This window comes from Paracoccus sanguinis (assembly GCF_012689545.1).
Lineage (GTDB): Bacteria > Pseudomonadota > Alphaproteobacteria > Rhodobacterales > Rhodobacteraceae > Paracoccus > Paracoccus panacisoli.
In genome coordinates this window covers 1676208-1697723 of sequence record NZ_CP051542.1, presented here as the reverse complement: position 1 = coordinate 1697723, position 21516 = coordinate 1676208, and the positions used below count along the sequence as shown (strand labels likewise).

22 protein-coding genes are annotated in these 21516 nt (G+C 70.1%); 10 read left to right on the top strand and 12 right to left on the bottom strand.

Features of this window, described 5'->3' with window-relative positions; translation table 11 throughout:
• Nucleotides 1–59: 59 nt before the first annotated feature.
• The gene (gene gfa, locus HGN31_RS08085; protein WP_036732349.1) at nt 60–638 is read right to left on the bottom strand and encodes an S-(hydroxymethyl)glutathione synthase; all 579 of its coding nucleotides are present in this window, start codon (nt 636–638) and stop codon (nt 60–62) included.
• 209 nt (nt 639–847) lie between these two features.
• On the opposite strand from gfa, the gene HGN31_RS08080 reads away from it, so the two are divergent.
• Both HGN31_RS08080 and HGN31_RS08075 read left to right on the top strand, forming a co-directional pair.
• Entirely contained in the window at nt 848–2275 is a 1428-nt protein-coding gene (locus HGN31_RS08080) for a mannitol dehydrogenase family protein (protein ID WP_244960932.1), read from the top strand.
• Nucleotides 2268–3746, top strand: coding sequence for a UxaA family hydrolase (locus HGN31_RS08075; RefSeq protein ID WP_168782881.1), 1479 nt, complete (start codon nt 2268–2270; stop codon nt 3744–3746). Before HGN31_RS08080 ends, HGN31_RS08075 begins: the two co-directional genes overlap by 8 nt.
• Nucleotides 3747–3752: 6 nt before the next feature.
• Here the strand turns inward: HGN31_RS08075 and HGN31_RS08070 are convergent, their stop codons facing one another.
• Genes HGN31_RS08070 through hrcA form a run of 3 tightly spaced genes read right to left on the bottom strand, consistent with a single transcriptional unit; the run spans nt 3753 to nt 6523 of the window.
• Nucleotides 3753–4850 (bottom strand): N-acetylglucosamine-6-phosphate deacetylase, encoded by a 1098-nt coding sequence (locus HGN31_RS08070; RefSeq protein ID WP_168782880.1) that lies wholly within the window; start codon nt 4848–4850, stop codon nt 3753–3755.
• 25 nt (nt 4851–4875) lie between these two features.
• On the bottom strand, nt 4876–5442 hold the full coding sequence (locus HGN31_RS08065; RefSeq protein ID WP_036701082.1) for a nucleotide exchange factor GrpE: 567 nt from the start codon (nt 5440–5442) through the stop codon (nt 4876–4878).
• 4 nt (nt 5443–5446) lie between these two features.
• The gene (hrcA, locus tag HGN31_RS08060; protein ID WP_052176461.1) at nt 5447–6523 is read right to left on the bottom strand and encodes a heat-inducible transcriptional repressor HrcA; all 1077 of its coding nucleotides are present in this window, start codon (nt 6521–6523) and stop codon (nt 5447–5449) included.
• Between the two features lie 135 nt (nt 6524–6658).
• Between hrcA and rph the strand changes: the two genes are divergently transcribed.
• From rph to hemW, 4 genes are read left to right on the top strand one after another with little or no spacing between them, the layout of a single operon-like run.
• Entirely contained in the window at nt 6659–7381 is a 723-nt protein-coding gene (gene rph, locus HGN31_RS08055; protein WP_036709291.1) for a ribonuclease PH, read from the top strand.
• On the top strand, nt 7378–7983 hold the full coding sequence (gene rdgB, locus HGN31_RS08050) for an RdgB/HAM1 family non-canonical purine NTP pyrophosphatase (protein WP_168782879.1): 606 nt from the start codon (nt 7378–7380) through the stop codon (nt 7981–7983). Before rph ends, rdgB begins: the two co-directional genes overlap by 4 nt.
• Nucleotides 7976–8350, top strand: a complete 375-nt coding sequence (locus tag HGN31_RS08045) for a RidA family protein (RefSeq protein ID WP_168782878.1) — start codon at nt 7976–7978, stop codon at nt 8348–8350. Before rdgB ends, HGN31_RS08045 begins: the two co-directional genes overlap by 8 nt.
• Entirely contained in the window at nt 8347–9498 is a 1152-nt protein-coding gene (hemW, locus tag HGN31_RS08040; protein ID WP_168782877.1) for a radical SAM family heme chaperone HemW, read from the top strand. The genes HGN31_RS08045 and hemW overlap by 4 nt, the downstream gene beginning before the upstream one ends.
• Nucleotides 9499–9507: 9 nt before the next feature.
• Here the strand turns inward: hemW and HGN31_RS08035 are convergent, their stop codons facing one another.
• The 7 genes from HGN31_RS08035 to HGN31_RS08005 form a co-directional block, all read right to left on the bottom strand.
• Nucleotides 9508–10386, bottom strand: a complete 879-nt coding sequence (locus tag HGN31_RS08035; protein WP_168782876.1) for a ParB/RepB/Spo0J family partition protein — start codon at nt 10384–10386, stop codon at nt 9508–9510.
• A complete protein-coding gene (locus tag HGN31_RS08030) occupies nt 10379–11167 on the bottom strand; it encodes a ParA family protein (RefSeq protein WP_043131416.1) in 789 nt (262 codons plus the stop codon). The genes HGN31_RS08035 and HGN31_RS08030 overlap by 8 nt, the downstream gene beginning before the upstream one ends.
• Nucleotides 11164–11736, bottom strand: a complete 573-nt coding sequence (rsmG, locus tag HGN31_RS08025) for a 16S rRNA (guanine(527)-N(7))-methyltransferase RsmG (protein WP_168782875.1) — start codon at nt 11734–11736, stop codon at nt 11164–11166. The genes HGN31_RS08030 and rsmG overlap by 4 nt, the downstream gene beginning before the upstream one ends.
• The gene (gene mnmG / locus HGN31_RS08020; protein WP_168782874.1) at nt 11733–13589 is read right to left on the bottom strand and encodes a tRNA uridine-5-carboxymethylaminomethyl(34) synthesis enzyme MnmG; all 1857 of its coding nucleotides are present in this window, start codon (nt 13587–13589) and stop codon (nt 11733–11735) included. The genes rsmG and mnmG overlap by 4 nt, the downstream gene beginning before the upstream one ends.
• A gap of 9 nt (nt 13590–13598) precedes the next feature.
• Nucleotides 13599–14852, bottom strand: a complete 1254-nt coding sequence (gene mnmE, locus HGN31_RS08015) for a tRNA uridine-5-carboxymethylaminomethyl(34) synthesis GTPase MnmE (RefSeq protein WP_168782873.1) — start codon at nt 14850–14852, stop codon at nt 13599–13601.
• Between the two features lie 7 nt (nt 14853–14859).
• Nucleotides 14860–16131 carry a transcription termination factor Rho gene (gene rho, locus HGN31_RS08010; RefSeq protein ID WP_168782872.1) on the bottom strand — a complete coding sequence of 424 codons (1272 nt, stop codon included), beginning with the start codon at nt 16129–16131 and terminating at the stop codon, nt 14860–14862.
• Between the two features lie 133 nt (nt 16132–16264).
• On the bottom strand, nt 16265–16717 hold the full coding sequence (locus HGN31_RS08005; RefSeq protein WP_425325315.1) for a CopD family protein: 453 nt from the start codon (nt 16715–16717) through the stop codon (nt 16265–16267).
• Between the two features lie 450 nt (nt 16718–17167).
• On the opposite strand from HGN31_RS08005, the gene HGN31_RS08000 reads away from it, so the two are divergent.
• Genes HGN31_RS08000 through HGN31_RS07985 form a run of 4 tightly spaced genes read left to right on the top strand, consistent with a single transcriptional unit; the run spans nt 17168 to nt 20289 of the window.
• Entirely contained in the window at nt 17168–18049 is an 882-nt protein-coding gene (locus HGN31_RS08000) for a shikimate dehydrogenase (protein WP_168782871.1), read from the top strand.
• Nucleotides 18046–18642, top strand: a complete 597-nt coding sequence (coaE, locus tag HGN31_RS07995) for a dephospho-CoA kinase (protein ID WP_168782870.1) — start codon at nt 18046–18048, stop codon at nt 18640–18642. The genes HGN31_RS08000 and coaE overlap by 4 nt, the downstream gene beginning before the upstream one ends.
• Nucleotides 18635–19348, top strand: a complete 714-nt coding sequence (gene dnaQ, locus HGN31_RS07990) for a DNA polymerase III subunit epsilon (RefSeq protein WP_168782869.1) — start codon at nt 18635–18637, stop codon at nt 19346–19348. The genes coaE and dnaQ overlap by 8 nt, the downstream gene beginning before the upstream one ends.
• Nucleotides 19345–20289: a YihY/virulence factor BrkB family protein gene (locus HGN31_RS07985; protein ID WP_244960930.1), complete on the top strand. Its 945-nt coding sequence runs from the start codon at nt 19345–19347 to the stop codon at nt 20287–20289. Before dnaQ ends, HGN31_RS07985 begins: the two co-directional genes overlap by 4 nt.
• 3 nt (nt 20290–20292) lie before the next feature.
• Here the strand turns inward: HGN31_RS07985 and HGN31_RS07980 are convergent, their stop codons facing one another.
• Nucleotides 20293–21510, bottom strand: coding sequence for an NAD(P)/FAD-dependent oxidoreductase (locus tag HGN31_RS07980; RefSeq protein WP_168782868.1), 1218 nt, complete (start codon nt 21508–21510; stop codon nt 20293–20295).
• Nucleotides 21511–21516: the final 6 nt, after the last annotated feature.

Here is a 21516-nt window from a genome sequence, read left to right as displayed (position 1 = left end):
TCATGGCTCGGGGGGCCGGCGCGAACCGGCCCCCGCGGGATGGCTTGGCCGGCGCCGGCTCAGACGTGCAGCGTGCCGAGCTTGCCGGATTTCTTGGCCACATGCGTGGCGATGGCGTCCATCAGCGGCGGCGAGAGCGCGTCATAGGGTTCGAGCCCGATCTCGCGCAACCGGGCGCGCACCGCGTCCATGCGGTCGGGGCTGACCCCCGATTCGATGATCGACGAGACGAAGGCGGCAAAGCCCGGCTCGGACCAGCCGTCCTCGTCCGACAGCTCGGTGTGGACGAAGTCGAGCCCGTAGAACGGGTGCTCGGTGTTCTCGATGCGGCCGTACATGTGCACGCCGCAGCCGGTGCAGGCGTAGCGCTGGATCGGGGCGTCCTTGTTGACGATGGCGAGCTTGTCGCCGTTCTCGAGCACCTCGACCGCGTCGCGGCCGACGACGGCGATCTGGGCGAAGATCGCGCCGTCGGGCTTCCAGCACTTGGTGCAGCCGCAGACGTGGTTGTGCGCGGTCTGGGCGCCGACGCGGACCTTGACCGGGTCGCTGGCGCAGTGGCAGGTCAGCGTCCCGCCGGAAAAGCCCGGCGCCGCGCGCGGGATGCCGTTGTCCACGGCGGGGTGGATGTTCACCATGGTTCGTCCTCCGCTAAACCATATGGCTGCGAGCGTGAGCCAGCGGCCGAGGTCGCGCAAGTCGGCGGAAAGTGGGGGACTTGGGGACGCGCCCAGGGGCCGGGCGGCCGGCGCGGCGCGCGGGGTTTGCAATTCGCTGCGCTGTCGTTATCTCATCTGGTATACAATTTTTGATCGTCACCCTCGTCGGGTCGTTAGGAGCCGCTCGTGTGAACCAACGCCTGACCCGCACCTCCGCCCACACACCGGCCCGCATCGTTCACCTCGGGCTTGGTGCGTTCTTTCGTGCCCACGGCGCGCTGGTGATCGCGCGTGCGGCCGCGGCGGCGGATGAGGACTGGGGGATCACGGGTGTCTCACTGCGCTCACCCGACACCCGGGATCGGCTGAAGCCGCAGGGATGGGCCTACACGGCGCTGGAACTCGGCCCTGACGGCAGCCGGGCCCAGGTCGTCGAGATCCTGCGCGACGTGCTGGTTGCGCCCGAGGCGCCCGCCGCGGTGCTGGAGGCGATGGCCGCGCCAGAGGTTGCGGTCGTCAGCCTGACGGTGACCGAAAAGGGCTATTGCCATGAACCGGCCAACGGGCGGCTGGACCGCAGTCATCCGGACATCCGCCACGACATCGCCCACCCGTTGCCACGTTCGGCGCCGGGGTATCTGGTTCGCGCGCTGGCGCTGCGGCGGGCGCGGGGACTGGGGCCGGTCACGGTCCTCTGCTGCGACAACCTGCCCGAGAACGGGCGGGTGGCGCGCGGTGTGGTGACGGAACTTGCCGCGCTGATCGATCCGGCGCTTGCGGACTGGATCGCCGAGACGGTGGCGTTCCCCTCGAGCATGGTGGACCGGATCGTGCCGGCCACGACGGCGGCCGACATCGCCCGGCTCGAGGCCGCGGCCGGCACTCACGATGCGGCACCGGTCCTGCACGAGCCGTTCTTGCAATGGGTGATCGAGGACCGCTTTGCCGGGCCGCGTCCACGGGTCGAGGCCGCGGGGGCGCAGCTCGTGGCCGACGTCACCCCATTCGAGCACATGAAGCTGCGGATGCTGAACGGCACGCATTCGGCGCTGGCCTATCTGGGCTATCTCTCGGGCCACGAGACGATTTCCGATACGATGGCGGACCCGGTGTTCGCGGCCTTCGTGCAGGGGCTGTGGCGGGACGAGATCATTCCGGTTCTCGACGCCCCGCCGGGCGTCGATCTGGGTGCCTATGCCCAGGCGCTTGCGGCACGCTATGCCAATCCCGCGATCCGCCACCGGACCTGGCAGATCGCCATGGACGGCAGCCAGAAGCTGCCGCAGCGCATCCTCTCGACCATCGCCGAGGCGCGCGCCGCGGGGCACCCCGTGCCGGGGCTGACGCTCGCGGTGGCGGCGTGGCTGCGCTACGTCTCGGGGATGGACGAGACGGGCGGGGCGATCGACGTGCGCGACCCGCTCGCCGCTGAGCTCGCGGCGCTGTGGCGCGACAACGATCCGGCGGCGACGGTGGACGGGCTCCTGCAGCTCGTGCAGGTCGTGCCGCCGGCCTTGGCCGGGGACGCCGGGTTCCGCCGCGACCTCACTGGCGCGCTGACCCGGTTAGTGCAACAGGGGGCGCGCGCGAGCGCCCGGGAGGTGACGCATGGCTGACCAGATCATCCTCAACCCCGCCGACAGCGTGGCGATCCTGACCGCACGGGGAGTGGCGCCGCAGGGGCACAAGGTGGCGCTGCGGGCGATGGCGCCCGGCGAGGCGGTCATCAAGTACGGGCAGGTGATCGGCTACGCGACCGCGCCGATCTCGCCGGGTGAGCACGTCCACACGCACAACATGGTGTTTGGCGAGCATGGCCGCGACTACGCCCCCGGCGCGGGGCTGGCCGCGGCCGAGGCGGCGCGCGACCGCTTTGCCGGACCGCAGGACAGCTTTCTCGGCTATCACCGCCCGGGCGGGCAGGTCGGCACCCGGAACTTCATCGCGCTGGTGGCGACGGTGAATTGTTCCGCCACGGTGATCCGCCGGGCCGCGGAAGAGCTGCGGATCGAGGGCGCGCTCGACGCGTATCCGAACGTGGATGGAGTGGCGGCCTTTGCCCACGGCACGGGTTGCGGGATGGCCGCGACCGGCGAGGGGTTCGGGGCGTTGCAGCGTGTGCTCGCAGGCCACGCCGGGCATCCAAACGTCGCGGCCGCGCTGTTCGTCGGGCTGGGCTGCGAGGTGATGCAGATCGCCCGGATGAAGCAGGAGCTGGGCGAGGCGGCGCGGTTTCACGGGCTGACCATCCAGGAGACCGGCGGCACCCGCGCCACGATCGACGCTATCAAGGCGCGGGTGCGCGAAATGCTGCCCGAGGTGAACCGCGCGACCCGCGCCCCGGCGCCGCTGTCAGCGCTGGCGATCGGCCTGCAATGCGGCGGCTCGGACGGGCTGTCGGGGGTGACTGCCAACCCGGCGCTGGGGGTGGCCTGCGACATGCTTGCCGCGCAGGGCGCCTCGGTCGTGCTGTCGGAGACCTCGGAGATCTATGGCGCCGAGCGGCTGCTGCTCGAGCGGGTGGCGCGGCCGGAACTGGCCGAGCGGCTGCTGGCGCAGATCCGCTGGTGGGAAGATTACTGCGCCAGGAACGGCGGCTCGATGGACAACAATCCCAGTCCGGGGAACAAGGCCGGCGGGCTGACGACGATCCTGGAAAAGTCGCTGGGAGCGGTGGCCAAGGCGGGCAGCTCGCCGCTCAACGACGTGCTGGCCTATGGTGCGCCGATCACCGCGCCGGGGCTGAGCTTCATGGACACGCCCGGGTATGACCCGGTGTCGGTCACGGGGCAGATCGCGGGCGGCGCGCAGCTGATCGTGTTCACCACCGGGCGCGGGTCGGCGTTCGGTTCGAAACCTGCGCCGACGATCAAGCTGGCCACGAACGACCAGCTTTACGCGGCGATGCCGGACGACATGGACCTGAACTGCGGCGACGTGCTGTCGCGGGGAGTCAGCCTCGAGGCGAAGGCGCGCGAGATCGTGGCGCTGATCGTGGCGACGGCCTCGGGTCAGGTCACCAAGAGCGAGGCGCTGGGGCTTGGGGATAACGAGTTCGTGCCCTGGCAGATCGGCGCGGTGATGTAGGCGCGATCAGCCCAGCGCGTCGGTGAGGAAGCGCGGTTTGAGCGCGGCATCCCAGAGCAGCAGGTCGGCGGCGGGCTGGGATTCGAGCGACGGGTCGGTGCCGATGACGCGGGCGGGGTTGGTGATCGCCATGCGCAGGGCGGTTTCCAGGGGCTGGCCGAGGGTGTTGGCGAGACGGGCGACCCCGTCGGCCATCGTCGTGTGGGCGCCGGCGAGGCGGCCTTCGGCGTTGATCAGGCGGCCGTCGGACACGCGGATCGTCTGGCCGTAGAGGGTGAAGTGGTCCGGGCCGCCGACCGTCGGCATGGCGTCCGAGACGATGTGGCAGCGGCCCGCACCGTGAGCGCGCAGGGCGAGGGTCAGCATGGCGTCGCTGACGTGGTGGCCGTCGCAGATCATGCCGATCTCGGCGTCCGAGAGGATCGCTGCGCCGACCATGCCGGGCTCGCGCCCCTGCATCTGCGACATCGCGTTGAAAAGATGAGTGAAATTTCGTGCGCCTGCGGCCAGCGCGGCCTCGGTTTCGGCGGCGGTGGCGTCGCTGTGGCCGAGCGAGACGACCACGCCCGCGGCGGCGAGCCGGGCGATCTGGGCGGGGGCGGCGGCCTCGGGGGCGAGGGTGAGGAGGAGCGGGATGCCGTCGGCGCGCAGCGACTCGGCCAGCGTCAGGGTGCGGTCGTCGAGGGGGCGGATATGCCGCGCGGCGTGGGTGCCGCGGCGGGCGGGGGCGATGTGGGGGCCTTCGAGGTGCAGGCCGAGCAGGCCGGGGGTGCCCCAGGCGGCGCGGATGGCGGCGGCGGCGGCCTCGGCGACCTCGGGGGCGTCGGTGATGAGCGTGGGGAGGAGGCGCGTGGTGCTGAAGCGGCGGTGCGCGGCGAGGATCGCGGCGATGCCCTCGGGCGAGGGATCGGCGTTGAACAGCACCCCGCCGCCGCCGTTCACCTGCAGGTCGATGAGGCCGGGGCTGACGATGCCGGCGATGGGCCGGGCGTCTGCCGGCGGGTCCGGGACGATCTGTGGGGGGTCCGACAGGCGCAGCGCCACGCCGCGGACGAGGCGGTGGCCGTCGAACACCGCCTCGGGTCGGAGGATCGGGTCAGGCATCGGGCCGAGGCCGTCCCCGCGCCGCTCAGCCGGCGCTGGCCGGGGTCGAGGACACGCCGACCTGCGCCGCCCTGAGCAGCCGGTCGTGCAGCATGAAGCCGTTGGACATCACTTGGATGATGTCGCCGGCGCTGGTGTTCGGGACCGGGGCCTCGAACATCGCCTCGTGGCTCTGCGGGTCGAAACGGTCGCCCGGGGCGGGGCTGATTACCCGGATGCCGTGGCGGGAAAAGACGTTCTGCAGCTCGCGCAGAGTCAGCTCGACCCCCTCGATCAGCTGCGGGGCGGCGGCGCGCTCGGCCCCGGCCGCCTCGATCGCGCGGTGCAGGGCGTCATAAACAGGCAGCAGGTCGCGGGCGAGGCGTGAGCCGCCGTAGTTCTCGGCCTCGCGGCGGTCCTTGTCGGCGCGCTTGCGGGCGTTCTCGGCATCCGCCAGCGCCCGCATGAAGCGGTCGCGGTAGTCGTCGCGCTCGGCCGCCAGCGCGGCCATCGGGTCCGCGGCGTCCTGGTCGAGCAGGTCGTCGAGCGCCGTGGGGCGGTCGGCATCCAGCGGAATGTCGGACAGGTCGTTGGGGTTTGGCGTGTCGCTCATCGTCTCATCCTTTCCGGTCGGACAGCACCCGACCGACCAGCTGGGCGGTGTAATCCACGATCGGGACGATGCGCCCGTAATTGAGCCGGGTCGGCCCGATCACGCCCACGGCGCCCACGATCTTTCGGTCAGCGTTCATATAGGAGGAAACGACGAGAGAGGAACCCGAAAGTGAGAAAAGCTGGTTCTCGGAGCCGATGAAGATCCTCACGCCCTCGCCCTCTTCGGCGAGTTCGAGGAAGCGGGCGATGTCGCGCTTGCGCTCGAGGTCGTCGAAGAGGCTGCGGATGCGGTCGAGGTCGGCGGCCTCGTGTTCCAGCAGATGCGCGCGGCCGCGGACGATCAGGCGCGGGTCGGGGGCCTCGGCGTCCCACGAGGCGAGGCCGGCCTCGGCCAACTGCGCAGCGAGGCTGTCGATCTCGCGCCGGCCCTGGGCGATGTGGGTCGCCATGTCGCGGCGCAGCTCGGCGAGCGTGTGGCCCTCGGCGCGGGCCGAGAGGAAGTTGCCGGCCTCGCGCAGCGAGCTGGGGGTCTGGCCGGGGGGCGGGCTGAACAGGCGGTTCTCCACCCGGCCGTCGGCGAAGACGAGGATCACCAGCGCCCGGTCGGGGGCGAGGCTCACGAACTCGATGTGCTTCAGCGGCGCCTCGGCCTGGCGCGGCATGAGCACCACCGAGGCGCCCCGGGTGAGGCGCGAGAGGGCGGTCGAGACGCGGTCGAGCAGCGCGCCCGTGTCGGGGGCGGTGTCGCCGACGATCTCGGCGATCATAGCGCGATCCTCGGGGCGGATCGGCCCGGCCTCCATCAGCCCGTCCACGAAGAGGCGCAGGCCCTGCTGGGTCGGGAAGCGGCCGGCCGAGACGTGGGGGCTTTCGAGCAGGCCCATGTATTCGAGGTCCTGCATCACGTTGCGGATCGTCGCCGCCGACACGGCCATGCCGCGGGTCAGCGTGCGCGAGCCGACCGGCTCTCCGGTCTCGAGGTAGAGTTCGACCACGCGGCGGAAGACCTCGCGCGAGCGGTCGTTCAGGTCGGCGAGCGGACCTGCGGGCGGGCTGGGCGGGTTGGCGGGGTCGGGCATTCGGGTTGCGGTGGCGCGGGCGGGGCCTGTATCTGGACGGGCCGTGACGGGCCGGGCGATGCGGCCCCGGCGAAAAGCGGCGGCAGGTGCCCGGCGCGGACCGGGCCCGACAACCGGGCGGGAAAGGATCACCCCATGCGACCCTCTGGCAGGACGTTAGGCGAATTGCGGCCGATTTCAATCGAAACCGGGGTGATGGCCCATGCAGAAGGCTCGTGCCTGATCCGGGTCGGCAACACCCATGTCCTGTGCTCGGCCTCGGTCGAGGACAAGCCGCCGCCGTTCCTGCGCGGCACCGGGCAGGGTTGGGTCACGGCGGAATACGGGATGCTGCCGCGCGCGACGCACACCCGCAACCGGCGCGAGGCGGCGGCGGGGAAGCAGTCTGGAAGAACGCAAGAGATTCAACGGCTTGTCGGCCGCGCGCTGCGGGCGGGCGTGGACCGGCCGGCGCTGGGAGAGCGGCAGATCGTCATCGACTGCGACGTGATCCAGGCGGACGGTGGCACCCGCTGCGCGGCGATCACCGGGGGGTGGGTGGCGCTGCGGCTGGCGGTGAACCGGATGCTGGCGGCGCGGGTGCTGACCAGCGACCCGATCCTCGATCACGTCGCGGCGGTGAGCTGCGGCATCTATGCCGGGCAGCCGGTGCTGGATCTCGACTATGCCGAGGACAGCGAGGCCGGGACGGACGGGAACTTCGTCATGACCGGCGCGGGTCGGTTGATCGAGGTGCAGATGTCGGCCGAGGGCGCCGCGTTCTCGCGCGCGCAGATGGTCGAGCTGCTGGATCTGGCCGAGCAGGGCGTGGCCGGGCTGGTCGCGGCGCAGAAGGCGGCGATCGGGGCGGCGGCATGAGCGCGTGGGCCGGGCGGACGCTGCTGATCGCCACGCACAATGCCGGCAAGCTTGAGGAGATGCGGGCGTTGTTCGCGCCGCTGGGGATCACCGTGACGGGCGCGGCCGAGCACGGGCTTCCCGAGCCGGCCGAGACCGAGGAGAGTTTTGTCGGCAATGCCCGGATCAAGGCCCGCGCGGCGATGGAGGCGACGGGGTTGCCGGTTCTGGCGGACGACAGCGGGATCACCGTGGACGGGCTGGACGGGGCGCCTGGTGTGCACACCGCGGACTGGGCCGAGACCGGCGCCGGACGGGACTTCATGCAGGCGATGCGGCGGACGTGGGAGGCGCTCGAGGCGCGGGGCGTCCCTGAGCCGCGGCGGGCGCAGTTCCGGGCGACGCTGGTGCTGCTGACGCCGGAGGGCGAGGAGCAGGTGTTCGAGGGCGTGGCGCCGGGGCGGCTCGTCTGGCCGCCGCGGGGGGCGCTCGGGCACGGGTATGACCCGATGTTCATCCCCGACGGGCATGACCGGACCTATGCCGAGATGGATTTCGCCGAGAAGAATGCCATCAGCCACCGGGCCCGCGCCTTTGCGGCGCTGGAGGCGGCGCTTGCGTAGGATCTCGGGCGGGTCGCCGTTCGAGGCGGAGCTGGGCTACAGCCGGGCGGTGGTGAAGGGGTCGTGGTGTTTCGTCTCGGGCACCACGGGCTATGATTACGCGGCGATGGCGATGCCCGAGGCGGCGGCGGATCAGGCGGAGAATGCCTTTTCCACCATCGCGGCGGTGCTGGCCGATGCCGGGTTCGGAATGGGCGACGTGGTGCGGGTGCAGTACACGATCACCGACGCCGCGCTTGTCGGGGAGATCGCGCCGGTTCTGGCGCGCTGGCTGGGCGAGGTGCGACCGGCGGCGAAGATGGTGGTGGCCGGCCTGATCCGGCCCGAGATGAAGGTCGAGATCGAAGTGACGGCGTTGCGGGAATGAGCGAGGACTGGCGGAACGGCGGGTTCGGGCTGTACGTCCACTGGCCCTTCTGCGCCTCGAAATGCCCGTATTGCGACTTCAACAGCCATGTCGCGGTGACCATCGACCAGGGGCGGTGGCTGGCGGCCTATGTGGCCGAGATCGCCCGGGCTGCGGCAGAGACCCCGGGTCGGGTGCTGGGCAGCCTGTTCTTCGGCGGCGGCACGCCCTCGCTGATGGCGCCGGAGGTGGTGGCGGGGGTGATCCACGCCGCACGGGCGGCGTGGCCGCTGGCCAACGACATCGAGATCACCCTCGAGGCCAACCCCGGCAGTGTCGAGCGGGGGCGGTTCCAGGCCTATGCCGACGCCGGGGTGAACCGGCTGTCGATGGGGGTGCAGGCGCTCGACGACGCCGATCTGCGCCGGCTGGGGCGGATGCACACCGTCGCCGAGGCGCGGGCGGCGTTCGACGTCGCGCGGGGATGCTTCGGCCGGGTGAGTTTCGATCTGATTTATGCCCGGCAGGACCAGTCGCGCGAGGCCTGGCGACGGGAGTTGCGCGAGGCGCTGTCGATGGCCGTGGATCACCTGTCGCTTTACCAGCTGACCGTCGAGGACGGGACAGTGTTCGGGGCGCGGGCCGCGGCCGGGAAGCTGCGCGGTCTGCCGGACGATGATCTTGCCGCTGATATGTATCTGGAAACGCAGGATATTTGTGCCGCGCACGGGATGCCGGCGTATGAGGTCTCGAACCATGCGGCGCCGGGATCCGAGAGCCGGCACAACCTCGTCTATTGGCGACAGGGGGATTGGGTCGGGATCGGGCCGGGCGCGCACGGGCGGGTGACGCTCGACGGTCAGCGGTGGGCGACCGAAGCGCCGCGGGCGCCGGGCGCGTGGTTGGCTGCTGTCGATGCCGGGTCCGGCGAGGCGCCGCGGGTGGTGGTGCCGCGGGACGAGCAGGCCACGGAGTATCTGCTCATGTCGTTGCGGCTGGCCGAGGGAATGGGCTTGGGACGCTATGCGCGGCTGGCCGGCCGGGAGCTGGATGCGCGGGCCGTCGAGGAGCTGCGCGGCATGGGGTTCGTCGAGACCGACGCGGACCGGCTGCGGGTCACGGCCGCGGGGCGGCCGGTGCTCAATGCGATCCTGCGGGCGCTGGCCTGAGGCGCTGGCTCAGTCGCCGGCGCTGAGGAGCTGGCAGAGACGGTCGAGCTGGTCGAGGTCGCGGTAGGTGACGGTCAGGCGCCCGCCGTCTTGGCCGACGTGTTCGATCCGGACACGCATCCCGAGTTGCGCACCGAGATCCGATTCGATGGCGCGGGTGTCAGCGTCTTTTTCGGCGCGGGGCTTTTCGGCGGGGGTCTCGCGCTTTTGCGTCGCCTGACGGGCCAGCGCTTCGGTTTCGCGCACCGACAGGCCGCGCTCGATGACCCGGCGGGCCAGCCCGACCGGGTCGGGCGTCGTGATCAGGGCGCGGGCGTGGCCTGCGCTCAGCTTGCCGTCGCGGACGAAGGTCTGGACCTGCTCGGGCAGGTTCAGGAGGCGCAGCAGGTTGGAAATGTGGCTGCGGCTCTTGTCGAGCGCCTCGGCCAGCTTGTCCTGGGTGTGGCCGAAGCGGTCCATGAGCTGGCGGAACGAGGCGGCTTCCTCAATGGCGTTGAGGTCGGCGCGCTGGATGTTCTCGATCAGTGCGACCTCGAGCACCTCGGTGTCGTCCAGTTCGCGGATAATCGCTGGAAGTTCATGGAGTTGCGCGATCTGGGCCGCGCGCCAGCGGCGTTCGCCGGCGACGATCTGGTAGAGGCCCGGCTCGGTCGGGTGCGGACGGACGATCAGCGGCTGCAGCACGCCGCGGTTCTTGAGCGAGGCCGCGAGTTCGGCGAGCGCGTCGGGGTCGAAGACGCGGCGTGGCTGGTCGGGGTTGGGCGTGATCTGTTCGACCGGAATCGCACGGGTCGGCTGCGGGCTGCTACCCGGGGTCAGGTCGACGTCGGCCATCAGGGCGGACAGGCCGCGGCCAAGGCTGGCTTTGCGGGGGCGGGCGTCAGCCATGGGCGGGCTCCGTTCTGCGGCGGTCGGCGGCGGCGGTGATCTCGCGCGCGAGGGCGCGATAGGCGGCGCTGCCCTTGGACGCGGGGTCGTAGTGGATGACCGGCAGCGCGTGCGAGGGCGATTCGGAGACGCGCACGTTGCGGGGGACGACGGTGTCGAAGACCAGCGGGCCGAGGGTTTCGCGGGCGTCGGCCTCGACCTGTTGGGAGAGGTTGTTACGCGAGTCCGACATGGTGAGCAGCACGCCCTCGATCCGTAGTCGCGGGTTGGCGCTGCTGCGGACCTGGCGGACGGTGAGCATCAGCTGCGAGAGGCCTTCGAGGGCGTAGAACTCGGCCTGCAGGGGGACGACGAGGCTGTCGGCGGCGACCATCGCGTTGAGGGTGAGGAGGCCGAGCGCGGGCGGACAGTCGATGAGGATCGTGCCTTCGGCATCGGTCAGCGCGTCGGCAAGCAACTGCACCCGGCGGGCGCGGTCGGCAATGTCGAGTTCGGCCGATGCGAGATCGGCGGTCGCCGGGATGACGCTGAGGCCGGGGTGGGCCGTCGGGCGGATGCAGTCTGTCAGGCGGGCGTCGCCAATCAGCAGGTCGTAGCTGCTCGGTTGCCGCTGGTGGGCGGGGATGCCGAGGCCTGTCGAGGCATTCCCTTGTGGGTCGAGGTCAAGGATAGTGACGCTGCGCCCCAGTTCGGCCAGCGCCGCGCCGAGGTTGATGGCCGTCGTGGTCTTGCCGACCCCGCCCTTCTGGTTGGCGATGGCGATGATCTGACGGTCGGTCACGCGGAAAGCCTGTCGAGCTGCAGGATTGCGGCCTCGGCGTCGGTCACGCTCGGGTGTGCGGTGACGCGGTAGTTAGGGAGTGGGCCCGCAGCCTCGAGTTCCGCCTGCCAGTTCCGCCCCTTCATCAGCCAACCCGTCCCGCCCAGTGCCAGATGCCGATCAAGATATGGCACGAGGCGGCTCAAGGGGGCAAGCGCACGGGCGCTAAGGTGGCGGGCATTGGCCGGGGCGAGGGTTTCGATGCGCGCCGCGACGGCCTCGCACTGGGAGAGATCGAGGGTGCGGATGGCGGATTGCAGGAAGGCGACCTTGCGACGGTCGGATTCGACCAGACGGGTCAGGCGGTCGGGATGGCAGATTGCAACCACGAGGCCGGGCAGACCGCCGCCGCTGCCGATGTCCAGCCAGTCGCCGTCGGCAGGAGCAAGGTCCGCCAATTGGGCGCTATCAGCGAGGTGGCGTTCCTCAAGGTCAGCAAGTGTTGCTGGTGCGACGAGGTTGATTGCCGGGTTCCATTTTCGGAGCAGGGCTGCGTAGGTGGCCAGTCGTGCTTCACGTGAAGCACTCATGCCGCCGACCGGCCAGCACGAATATGGGCGAGGATGAGCGTCAGCGCCGCGGGGGTGATCCCCTCGATGGCGCCCGCCGCCGCCACGGTGGCCGGACGGCGAGCGGTCAGTTTGGACTTCAATTCGTTGGACAGACCGGGCATCACGGTGAAGTCGAGCCAGTCGGGGATCGCGATGGCCTCCAGACGACGAAGGGCGTCCGCGTCGCGGTCCTGGCGTTCGGCAAACTGAGCGTAGAGCGCGTCGGCTCGGACCATTCCCAGCGTGGTTGGGTCGGCAGGGGCGTCGTCTGGCAGCGCCGCAAGGACGATCGAGGGATCGAGGTCGGATTGCGACAGCAGCGTGAACAACGTGCGGCGCTGACCATCCTGCCGGGCCAGGATACCCCTCGCCGCAAGCTCGGTCGGCGTCAGCGAGATGCTTTCGGTCAGCGAGCGGAGGCTCTGATAGCGGCGCAACCTGTGGGTGAAGGCCGCGCGGCGGTCATCCGCGACGAGACCGGTTTCGATCCCCGCCGGGGTGAATCGGCGATCGGCGTTGTCGCTGCGTAGCGACAGGCGGAACTCGGCCCGCGAGGTAAACATCCGGTAGGGCTCGGTGACGCCCCGGGTCGTCAGATCGTCGATCATCACGCCGATGTAGCTGTTGGCGCGACTGAACGGTACCGGGGTTCGGCCCGTGATCGCACAGGCTGCGTGCATCCCTGCGACCAGCCCTTGGGCCGCTGCCTCTTCGTAACCGGTGGTACCGTTGATCTGTCCCGCCAGGTACAGACCCCGCACAGCCCGCAGTTCGAGCGTGGGCTTGAGCGCGCGGGGGTCGATATAGTCATACTCGACGGCATAGCCGGGCTGCACGATCTCGGCAGCCTCCAGGCCGCGGATCGACCTCACGTAGGCAAGCTGCACGTCCTCGGGCAGTGAGGTCGAGATGCCGTTCGGATAGACTAACGGACTGTCGTGCCCTTCCGGCTCAAGGAAGATCTGGTGAGAGCCCTTGTCGGCAAAGCGCACGACCTTGTCCTCGATCGACGGGCAGTAGCGCGGCCCGATCCCGTCGATGCGGCCGCCGTACATCGCCGACCGCCCGAGGTTGTCGCGGATAATCTGGTGGGTGGCTTCGTTCGTGTGGGTGATCGCGCAGGACACCTGCGGGGCAACTGGGGCCTCGCTAAGGAACGAAAGCATCGCGGGATCGTCGTCACCAGGCTGCTGGTCAAGCTCGTCCCAGGCGATGCTGTTGCGGGCCAGACGGGGCGGCGTCCCCGTCTTCAGCCGCCCCAGCGGCAGGCCGAGGGTCAGCAGCGCGCCGCCAAGCCCCTGCGCGGCCTGCCCGCCCCAACGACCCGCGGGGCGCGACACGTCACCCACGTGGATGATGCCGTTCAGGAAAGTTCCGGCAGTCACGATGACCGCTTTCGCAGTGATTTCCGTCCCGTCTGCCAGGACCAGGCCTTCGACACCATCGCCGCCAATCTGCAACCCGGAGACTTCCCCGAGGACAAGTTCAATGCCCTCATAGCTGGCCAGCGCCTCGCTGGCGGCGGCGCGGTACAGGCCCCTGTCGGCTTGCGCCCGAGGCCCCTGAACCGCCGGGCCCTTGCGCCGGTTGAGCAAGCGGAACTGGATCCCCGCGGCATCGGCCAGCCGCCCCATCAGCCCATCCAGCGCGTCAATCTCACGCACCAGATGGCCCTTCCCCAAGCCGCCAATCGCGGGGTTGCACGACATCGTCCCTGCATCGTCGACCCGCATAGTTACCAGCGCGACGGACACCCCGAGGCGGGCCGCAGCAGCAGCGGCCTCCAATCCGGCGTGGCCGGCCCCGATCACGGCGACATCGAAATGCTTCACGTGAAACCCCTACTTGCCGATGCAGAACGACGAGAACACCTCGTCCAGATAATCATCCGGCGCCACCCGTCCAACCACCTCGGCCAGCCGCGCTGACACATTGCGGACCACCTCGGCGAGGATTTCCGGCGGCATGGTGTGATCCGTCAAGCCAAGCGCCCCATGAGCGTCGCGCAAGGCCTCAGCCTGCCGATGCCGGCTGACCAAACCGGCCCCGGCAACCCGCCCCTTCAGCTCGTCGGCCACGCGCGCCAACAGCGCATCGACCCCCGCGCCCGTCACGGCCGAAATATCGCCCGCGCCAAGATCGGCCTTCGACCGAACGACGATATCACCGGGCACGCGCAGCTGCTCGTCCGTCAAACTCTCGTCCTGCAGGATCACCCGCAGGTCCGCCCCAGCCGCCCGGTCGCGCGCCCGCGCGACCCCCATCCGCTCGACCTTGTCCTCCGCCTCGCGCAGTCCGGCCGTGTCGAGGAACGTCACCGCCAGCCCGCCCAACTCGGTCCGCAGCTCAAGCACGTCGCGCGTCGTCCCCGCCTCGTCGCTGACCAGCGCCACCTCGCGCCCCGCAATGCGGTTCATCAACGACGACTTCCCCGCATTCGGTGGACCGATGATCGCCACCTCGAACCCGGCCCGGATCCGCTCCGCTGCCGGCACCCCGAGGATCTGCCGCCCGATCTGGGCCCGCACCTCCGCAAGAAGCTCGAAGACCTCCGGCGGCACGTCCTCCGGCACCTCTTCATCGGCAAAGTCGAGGCTCGCCTCGATCAGCGCCCCTGCCCGGATCAGCTTTTCGCGCAGCGCAGCGGTCCACGCCGCCAACTCGCCGGACACCACCCGCATCGCTTGGACTCGCTGCGCTTCGGTTTCGGCCGCGAGCAAGTCTGAGAGCGCCTCGACGCCACTCAACGCCATGGTTCCGTTGAGAAAACTCCGCCGTGTGAACTCGCCCGGTTCGGCAAGCCGGGCGCCCCGCGCACTCAGCGCGGCTTGCAACCGCCGCACGATGACCGGCGCCCCATGCACCTGGAACTCGACGATCTCGTCGCCAGTGAAACTCTTCCCGGCGTCGAACCGCAGCACCAACGCCTCGTCGATCAGCCCCTCGTCCCGCACCGCGCGGCGATAGGTTACCCGCGCACGCGGAAGCGGCCCCGCCAGCGCTTCGCCGATCTCACGCGCCCGCGGTCCGCTCAGGCGGACGATCGAGACCCCGCCCCGACCCGGAGGCGTCGCTTCGGCGTAGATCGTCTCCATCCCATGCTCAGGCGTTCATCGACTCGAAGAAGTCGGAATTGGTCTTGGTCTGCTTCAGCTTCGAGATCAGGAACTCGATCGCGTCCGTGGTCCCCATCGGGTTCAGAATGCGGCGCAGCAGATAGGTCTTCTGCAGGTCCTTCTGGTCGACCAGCAGCTCCTCTTTCCGCGTCCCGGACTTGAGGATGTCCATGGCCGGGAAGACGCGCTTGTCGGCCACCTTGCGGTCCAGCACGATCTCGCTGTTGCCGGTGCCCTTGAACTCCTCGAAGATCACCTCGTCCATGCGCGAGCCGGTGTCGATCAGCGCGGTCGCGATGATGGTCAGCGACCCGCCCTCCTCAATGTTCCGCGCCGCGCCGAAGAACCGCTTCGGCCGCTGCAACGCATTCGCATCCACGCCCCCGGTCAGCACCTTACCCGACGACGGCACGACCGTGTTGAACGCCCGCCCCAGACGGGTGATCGAATCCAGCAGGATCACGACGTCGCGCTTGTGCTCGACCAGCCGCTTGGCCTTCTCGATCACCATCTCGCTCACCGCGACGTGCCGCGTCGCCGGCTCGTCGAAGGTCGAGGAGATCACCTCGCCCTTCACGGACCGCTGCATATCCGTCACCTCTTCGGGCCGCTCGTCGATCAGCAAGACGATGAGATAACATTCCGGGTGATTGCGCTCGATGGAATGGGCAATGTTCTGCAACAGCACCGTCTTGCCGGTCCGCGGCGGCGCGACGATCAGCGAGCGCTGCCCCTTCCCGATCGGCGCCACCAGATCGATGATCCGCGCCGAGCGGTCCTTGACCGTCGGATCGTCCAGCTCCATCTTCAGCCGCTCGTTAGGATAGAGCGGCGTCAGGTTGTCGAACGCCACCTTGTGGCGCGCCTTCTCCGGGTCCTCGAAGTTGATCTTCTCCACCCGCGTCAGCGCGAAATACCGCTCGTTCTCGCCCGGCGCCCGGATGACGCCTTCCACCGTGTCACCGGTTCGCAGGCTGTACTGCCGGATCATGTCCGGGCTCACGTAGATATCGTCCGGCCCCGGCAGATAGTTGGCCTCGGGCGAGCGCAAGAAGCCGAAGCCGTCCTGCACGACCTCGAGCACCCCGTCCCCGCCGATGTCAAACCCTTCCTCGGCATGCTCCTTCAGCAGCGAGAACATCATCTCGCCCTTGCGCATGGTCGAGGCGTTCTCGATCTCCCACTCCTCCGCCATCGACAGCAGGTCGGCGGGGCTCTTGGCCTTGAGATCGGCCAGGTTGAGACGTTCGTCGCTCATCGGTTCACCATGCGGGCAGCCGAACGCCCGGCAGGACGCAGCGACTGGGACTCGGGGTCAGGAGGATGCGGGCCGGACGGCGCGCCGGCGGCACATAGCCGAAACCCGGCCCTGAGTCAAACCGCGGCACCGCTCAGAACTTGACGATCACCGACAGCACGATGACGACCATCAGCAGGGTCGGGACCTCGTTCATCATCCGGTACTGCCGCCCGGTCAGGCCCTGCCCGGCGGCCAGTCGGCGCCGCTGGATCATCAGCCAGTGATGAAACAGCGTCATGGCGATGACGCTCGCCCCCTTGGTCCACGGCCACACCATCGACCAGTCCACGATCCCCGGCGTGAAGACCAGCGCCAGACCGGCGATCCAGGTGGCGATCGACGCCGGCCCCATGATCACCCGCAACAGCTTGAACTCCATGACCGCAAAGCTCTCGTCAGGCTCGACCCCCGCCCCGCGCCCGCGCTCGGCGTGATAGACGTAGAGCCGCGGCAGGTAGAACAGCCCCGCCATCCACGAGATCACGGCCATCACGTGGAACGACTTGATCCACGGATAAAGGGTCGCCAGCCAGTCAGAGATCATGGTGCCGCCAGGTTCAAGGACGGCCCTGCTATCTCAAAAGAAAAGAGAAGAAGAAAGGATGATGATTCAGTAGGGCCTGCGGATATGCGCGTTCCGGCACCACGCTTGCTCTTTTCCACAGGTTCGACGACGCGGAAAAACCTTCGGATAATTCTGAACAAGTTTGAAAACTTTTATTTCAGATCAAATATTTGTTCCCACTCGCGCCCCTGTGGATAGCTCCGATGTCCACAGCCGGTGGGAAATAGCGCTCCCGGTTTTGCACGTGTGGAAAACGGCGCGATCCAGCGCCCCGATCCGCGCCCGTCCGGCCGTCTGCCTCGCAACCTTCCGATTTCTCCGCACGCGACCCCACGTCGGACCCCGCAGCTATCCCCAGAGTCCTCCACATGCTTTCCACTCACGGTCGCCGGGGGTAAGGATTGGACCCAGCCTGACCGCCGAGGACCGATGAGCGCCGCACCGGATGCCAGCCCCCGCGACCCTGCACCGCCGCAGACCCCCGCAGCGACGATCCCCCTGGCGGGGGTGATCGGCTGGCCGGTCGCCCACTCCCGCTCGCCGCGGCTGCACGCTCATTGGCTGCGCCGCTACGGGATCGCGGGCCACTACGTCCCCCTCGCCGTCGCGCCTGAACATCTGGGCCAGGTGCTGCACGCCCTGCCGCGCGCCGGCTTCGTCGGCTGCAACGTCACCATCCCGCACAAGGAAGCCGCCCTCGCGCTCGCCGACATCGTCACCGACCGCGCCTCGCTGATCGGGGCGGCGAACACGCTGATCTTCCGCCCCGATGGGCGCATCCACGCCGACAACACCGATGGCTACGGCTTCATCGCCAACCTCCAGCAGCACGCCCCGGACTGGAGCGCGAGCGCCGGGCCGGCCGCGGTGATCGGCGCCGGCGGCGCCGCGCGGGCCGTGGTGGCGGCGCTGCTGGAATGCGGGGTGCCAGAATTGCGCATCGCCAACCGCACCCGCATCCGCGCCGACCAGATCCGGGCCGAGTTCGGCGCCCGCGTCGTCGTCTACGACTGGGCGCAGACCGGCAACATGCTCGAAGGCGCGGCCACGGTCGTCAACTCGACCTCGATGGGGATGGAGGGCACCCAGCCCCTGCGTCTGCCGCTCGACGCCCTTTCGCCGGACGCGCTGGTGACCGACCTCGTCTACACGCCGCTCGACACCCATTTCCTGCGCGCCGCCCGCGCCCGCGGCTGCCGCACCGTGGACGGGCTGGGGATGCTGCTGCACCAGGCCGCGCCGGGGTTCGAGCGCTGGTTCGGCGTCAAGCCCGAGGTCGACGAGGCCCTGCGCGAGGCGGTGCTCGGATGACCTATCTTCTCGGATTGACTGGCGGAATCGGGATGGGCAAGACCACCACGGCGGCGATGTTCGCAGCCCGCGGCGTGCCCGTGTGGGACGCCGACGCGGCCGTGCACCGGCTCTATCAGCCGGGCGGCGCGGCCGTCGCCCCGGTCGCCGCGCGCTTCCCCGCCGCGCTGGACGAAACCGGCATCGACCGCGGCGCGCTCAAGACCATCCTCGCCGCCGAGCCCCACCGGCTGGCCGAGCTCGAGGTCATCGTCCACCCGCTCGTCGCCGCCGATCGCAGCAGCTTCATCGACAGCCATGCCGCCGCGCCCGTGGTCCTCCTCGACATCCCCCTGCTGTTCGAGACGGGGGCCGAGGCGTGGCTGGACGGCGTCGTCGTCGCGTCGGCCCCGCCCGAGGTGCAGCGCGCCCGGGTGCTCGCCCGGCCGGGCATGACCGACACGACGCTCGGGCTGATCCTCTCGCGGCAGATGCCGGACGCCGAGAAACGCGCCCGCGCCGACTGGATCGTCCCGACCGAGACCCTGGACGAGGCCGAGGCCGCCGTCGCCGCCATTCTGCACGACATCGCCAGCGGGGCGGCCCATGCGTGAGATCGTCCTCGACACCGAAACCACCGGCTTCGACCCCGACACCGGCGACCGCATCGTCGAGATCGGCGCCATCGAGCTGATGAACTACCTGCCGACCGGGCGGCATTTCCACGTCTACATCAACCCCGAGCGCGACATGCCGGCCGAGGCGCTGGCCGTGCACGGGCTGACCTCGGCCTTCCTCTCCGACAAGCCGCGCTTCGCCGAGATCGTGGCCGATTTCGTCGAGTTCGTGGGCGACGCCCGGCTGATCATCCACAACGCCCCCTTTGACATGAAATTCCTCAACTGGGAGCTGCGGCGCGCCGGCCGCCCCACACTGCCGATGAGCCGTGCGCTCGACACGGTGGCGATGGCGCGCGAGAAGTTTCCGGGCGCGCCGGTGTCGCTCGACGCGCTCTGCCGGCGCTGGGGGATCGACAACTCGGGCCGCACGCTGCACGGCGCATTGCTCGACAGCGAGCTGCTGGCCGAGGTCTATCTCGAGCTGATAGGCGGCCGCCAGCCGGACCTCGTTCTCGTCGCCAGCCCCGGGCAGCGCACCGAGGCACAGCAGCAGGTCTCGACCGGTCCCCGCGCCCCGCGCCCGGTTCCGCTCGCGCCGCGCCTCACTGCGGCCGAGATCACCGCCCACGCCGCCTTCGTCGCCCGGATGGGCGAAAAGGCGCTGTGGCACCGCTATCTGCCGGCAGGAGGCGCGCCATGATCCGTTCCGCGTTCCGCTGGCTCGTCGACTACATGCACGACAGCTGGCATTTCATCACCGCGCTGTTCGAGCGGATGGACAAGATCCACATGGGCCTGATCGCCGCGGGCGTGGCCTTCTATGCGATGTTCGCGGTGTTCCCCGGCATGGCAGCGCTGATCGCGCTGTGGGGGCTGTGGTTCGACCCGGCGATCATCCAGGACTACGACCGCTACGTCGACGACTTCATCCCCGGCGGTGCGGCCGAGATCCTGCATTCGCAGATCGACGCGCTGACCTCGGGCGGGCGCACCCAGCTCGGCTGGGCCTCGGCGATCTCGTTCGTGGTGGCGACCATCGCCGCGCGGGCCGGGGTCGATGCGCTGGTCCGCGGGCTGAACGCGGCCTACGGGGTGCGGTCCCACTCGACCCTGACCGGGTTCGTGCTGGCCTATGTGCTGACGCTTGCCATCGTGGGCGTGGTGCTGATGGGGCTTGCCACCATCGTCATCGTCCCGCTGGCGTTCAACTTCCTCGACTACGGCCCGCTGCGCAGCTGGCTGGTCAGTTCGGTCCCGTGGGTGGCGATGTTCGCCATCGTGATGATCGGAATCGGCATCCTCTATCGCTACGGGCCGAACGTCAAAACCCCGCGCACGCCGATCTTCACCTGGGGGTCGCTGTTCGCGGCCCTGGCCTGGGGCGCGGCGTCCGTGGGGTTCTCGGCCTATCTCGCCAGCTTCAACAGCTACAACCGTATCTATGGCTCGATCGGAGCGGTGGTGGCGCTGCTGATGTGGTTCTATCTCGCCGGGTTCTCGGTGATGCTCGGCGCGCTGATCAACGTCGAGCTGGACCGCCACCGCCGCTTCGTCCAGGCCCGCAAGGCCCGCGCGCTGGCCCGCGAGATGGCGCAAGAGCGGGCGGCAGCCGCCAAGGCCGCGTCCGAGCCGGCGGGCTGACCCTCAGCCCGCCGCCGCCAGCACCGCGCGCAGGTCCCAATCGGCCGCGGCCAGCGTCTCGCGCATGAGCGGCGGGCCCGCCAGCAGCTTGCGCGCCGCCATGTGGCGGCCGGCCTGGTTCACCGTCTCGACCGCGATCAGCCGGCCGGCGCGGAACACCAGCACCGTGTCCACCGCGCCCGCGGCATCGTGCAGCGCGTGGGTGTCGTCCCAGCCCTCGGAGAGCCCGGCGATCTGCAGCTTCAGCGGCCCCTGGTCGGACCAGAACCACGGCAGCGCGGCATAGGGCGGCTGGTCCTGCCCGGCGATGCTGCGGGCGACGTGGCGGGCGTGGTCGGCAGCCGCCTGCACCGACTCGAGCCGCGTCGCGCGCCCGTCGAGCGGGAAGCTGGCGCAGTCCCCGATGGCGAAGATGCGCGGATCGGCGGTCCGCAGGTGCCCGTCCACGACGATGCCGTTGGCGACCGCCAGCCCCGCCTCGGCGGCGAGTTCCACGTTCGGCCGCACCCCGGTGGCGAGCAGCACCAGGTCGGCCGGCAGCGTGGTGCCGTCGGTCAGCACCACGCCCTCGGCCACAGCCGTCCCGGCCACGCCCGCGCCGAGCGTCGAAAGCCGCACGTCGACCCCCGCGCCGCGGTGGAAGTCGAGGAACCGCGCCGAGGTCGGCGGGGTCACGGCGCGGGCCATGAGCCGGTCGGCGGCCTCGAGCACCGTCACCGCGACCCCGGCCGCCGCGGCGACGGCCGCGAACTCGAGCCCGATGAACCCGCCCCCGATCACCACCGCGCCCCGCGCCCGCCCCATCGCGTCGCGCAGCCGCGCGGCGTCGGCGAGCCCGCGCAGCCCGTGCACTCCGGGCAGGTCGAGCCCCGGCAGCGGCGGCACCGCGTTGCGGGCGCCGGTGGCGAGGATCAGGTGGTCGAAACCGACCCGCGCCCCGCCCGCCAGCACGACCTCGCCCGCCGCCCGGTCGATGGCAGCGACGATGGTGGCGGGGCGATAGTCGATGTCGGATTGGGCAAAGAAGCTCTCGGGCTTGAGGGCGAGGCGGCTGGCGTCGCCGTCCTTCATGTAGGCCTTGCTGAGCGGCGGGCGCTGGTAGGGCAGGCCCGGCTCGTCGCCGATGAGCGTGATCGGCCCGGCGAACCCCTCGGCCCTGAGCGAGGCCGCCGCCTGCAGCCCGCCCTGACCGGCCCCGACGATGACCACCCGTTCCGCCATGCCCCC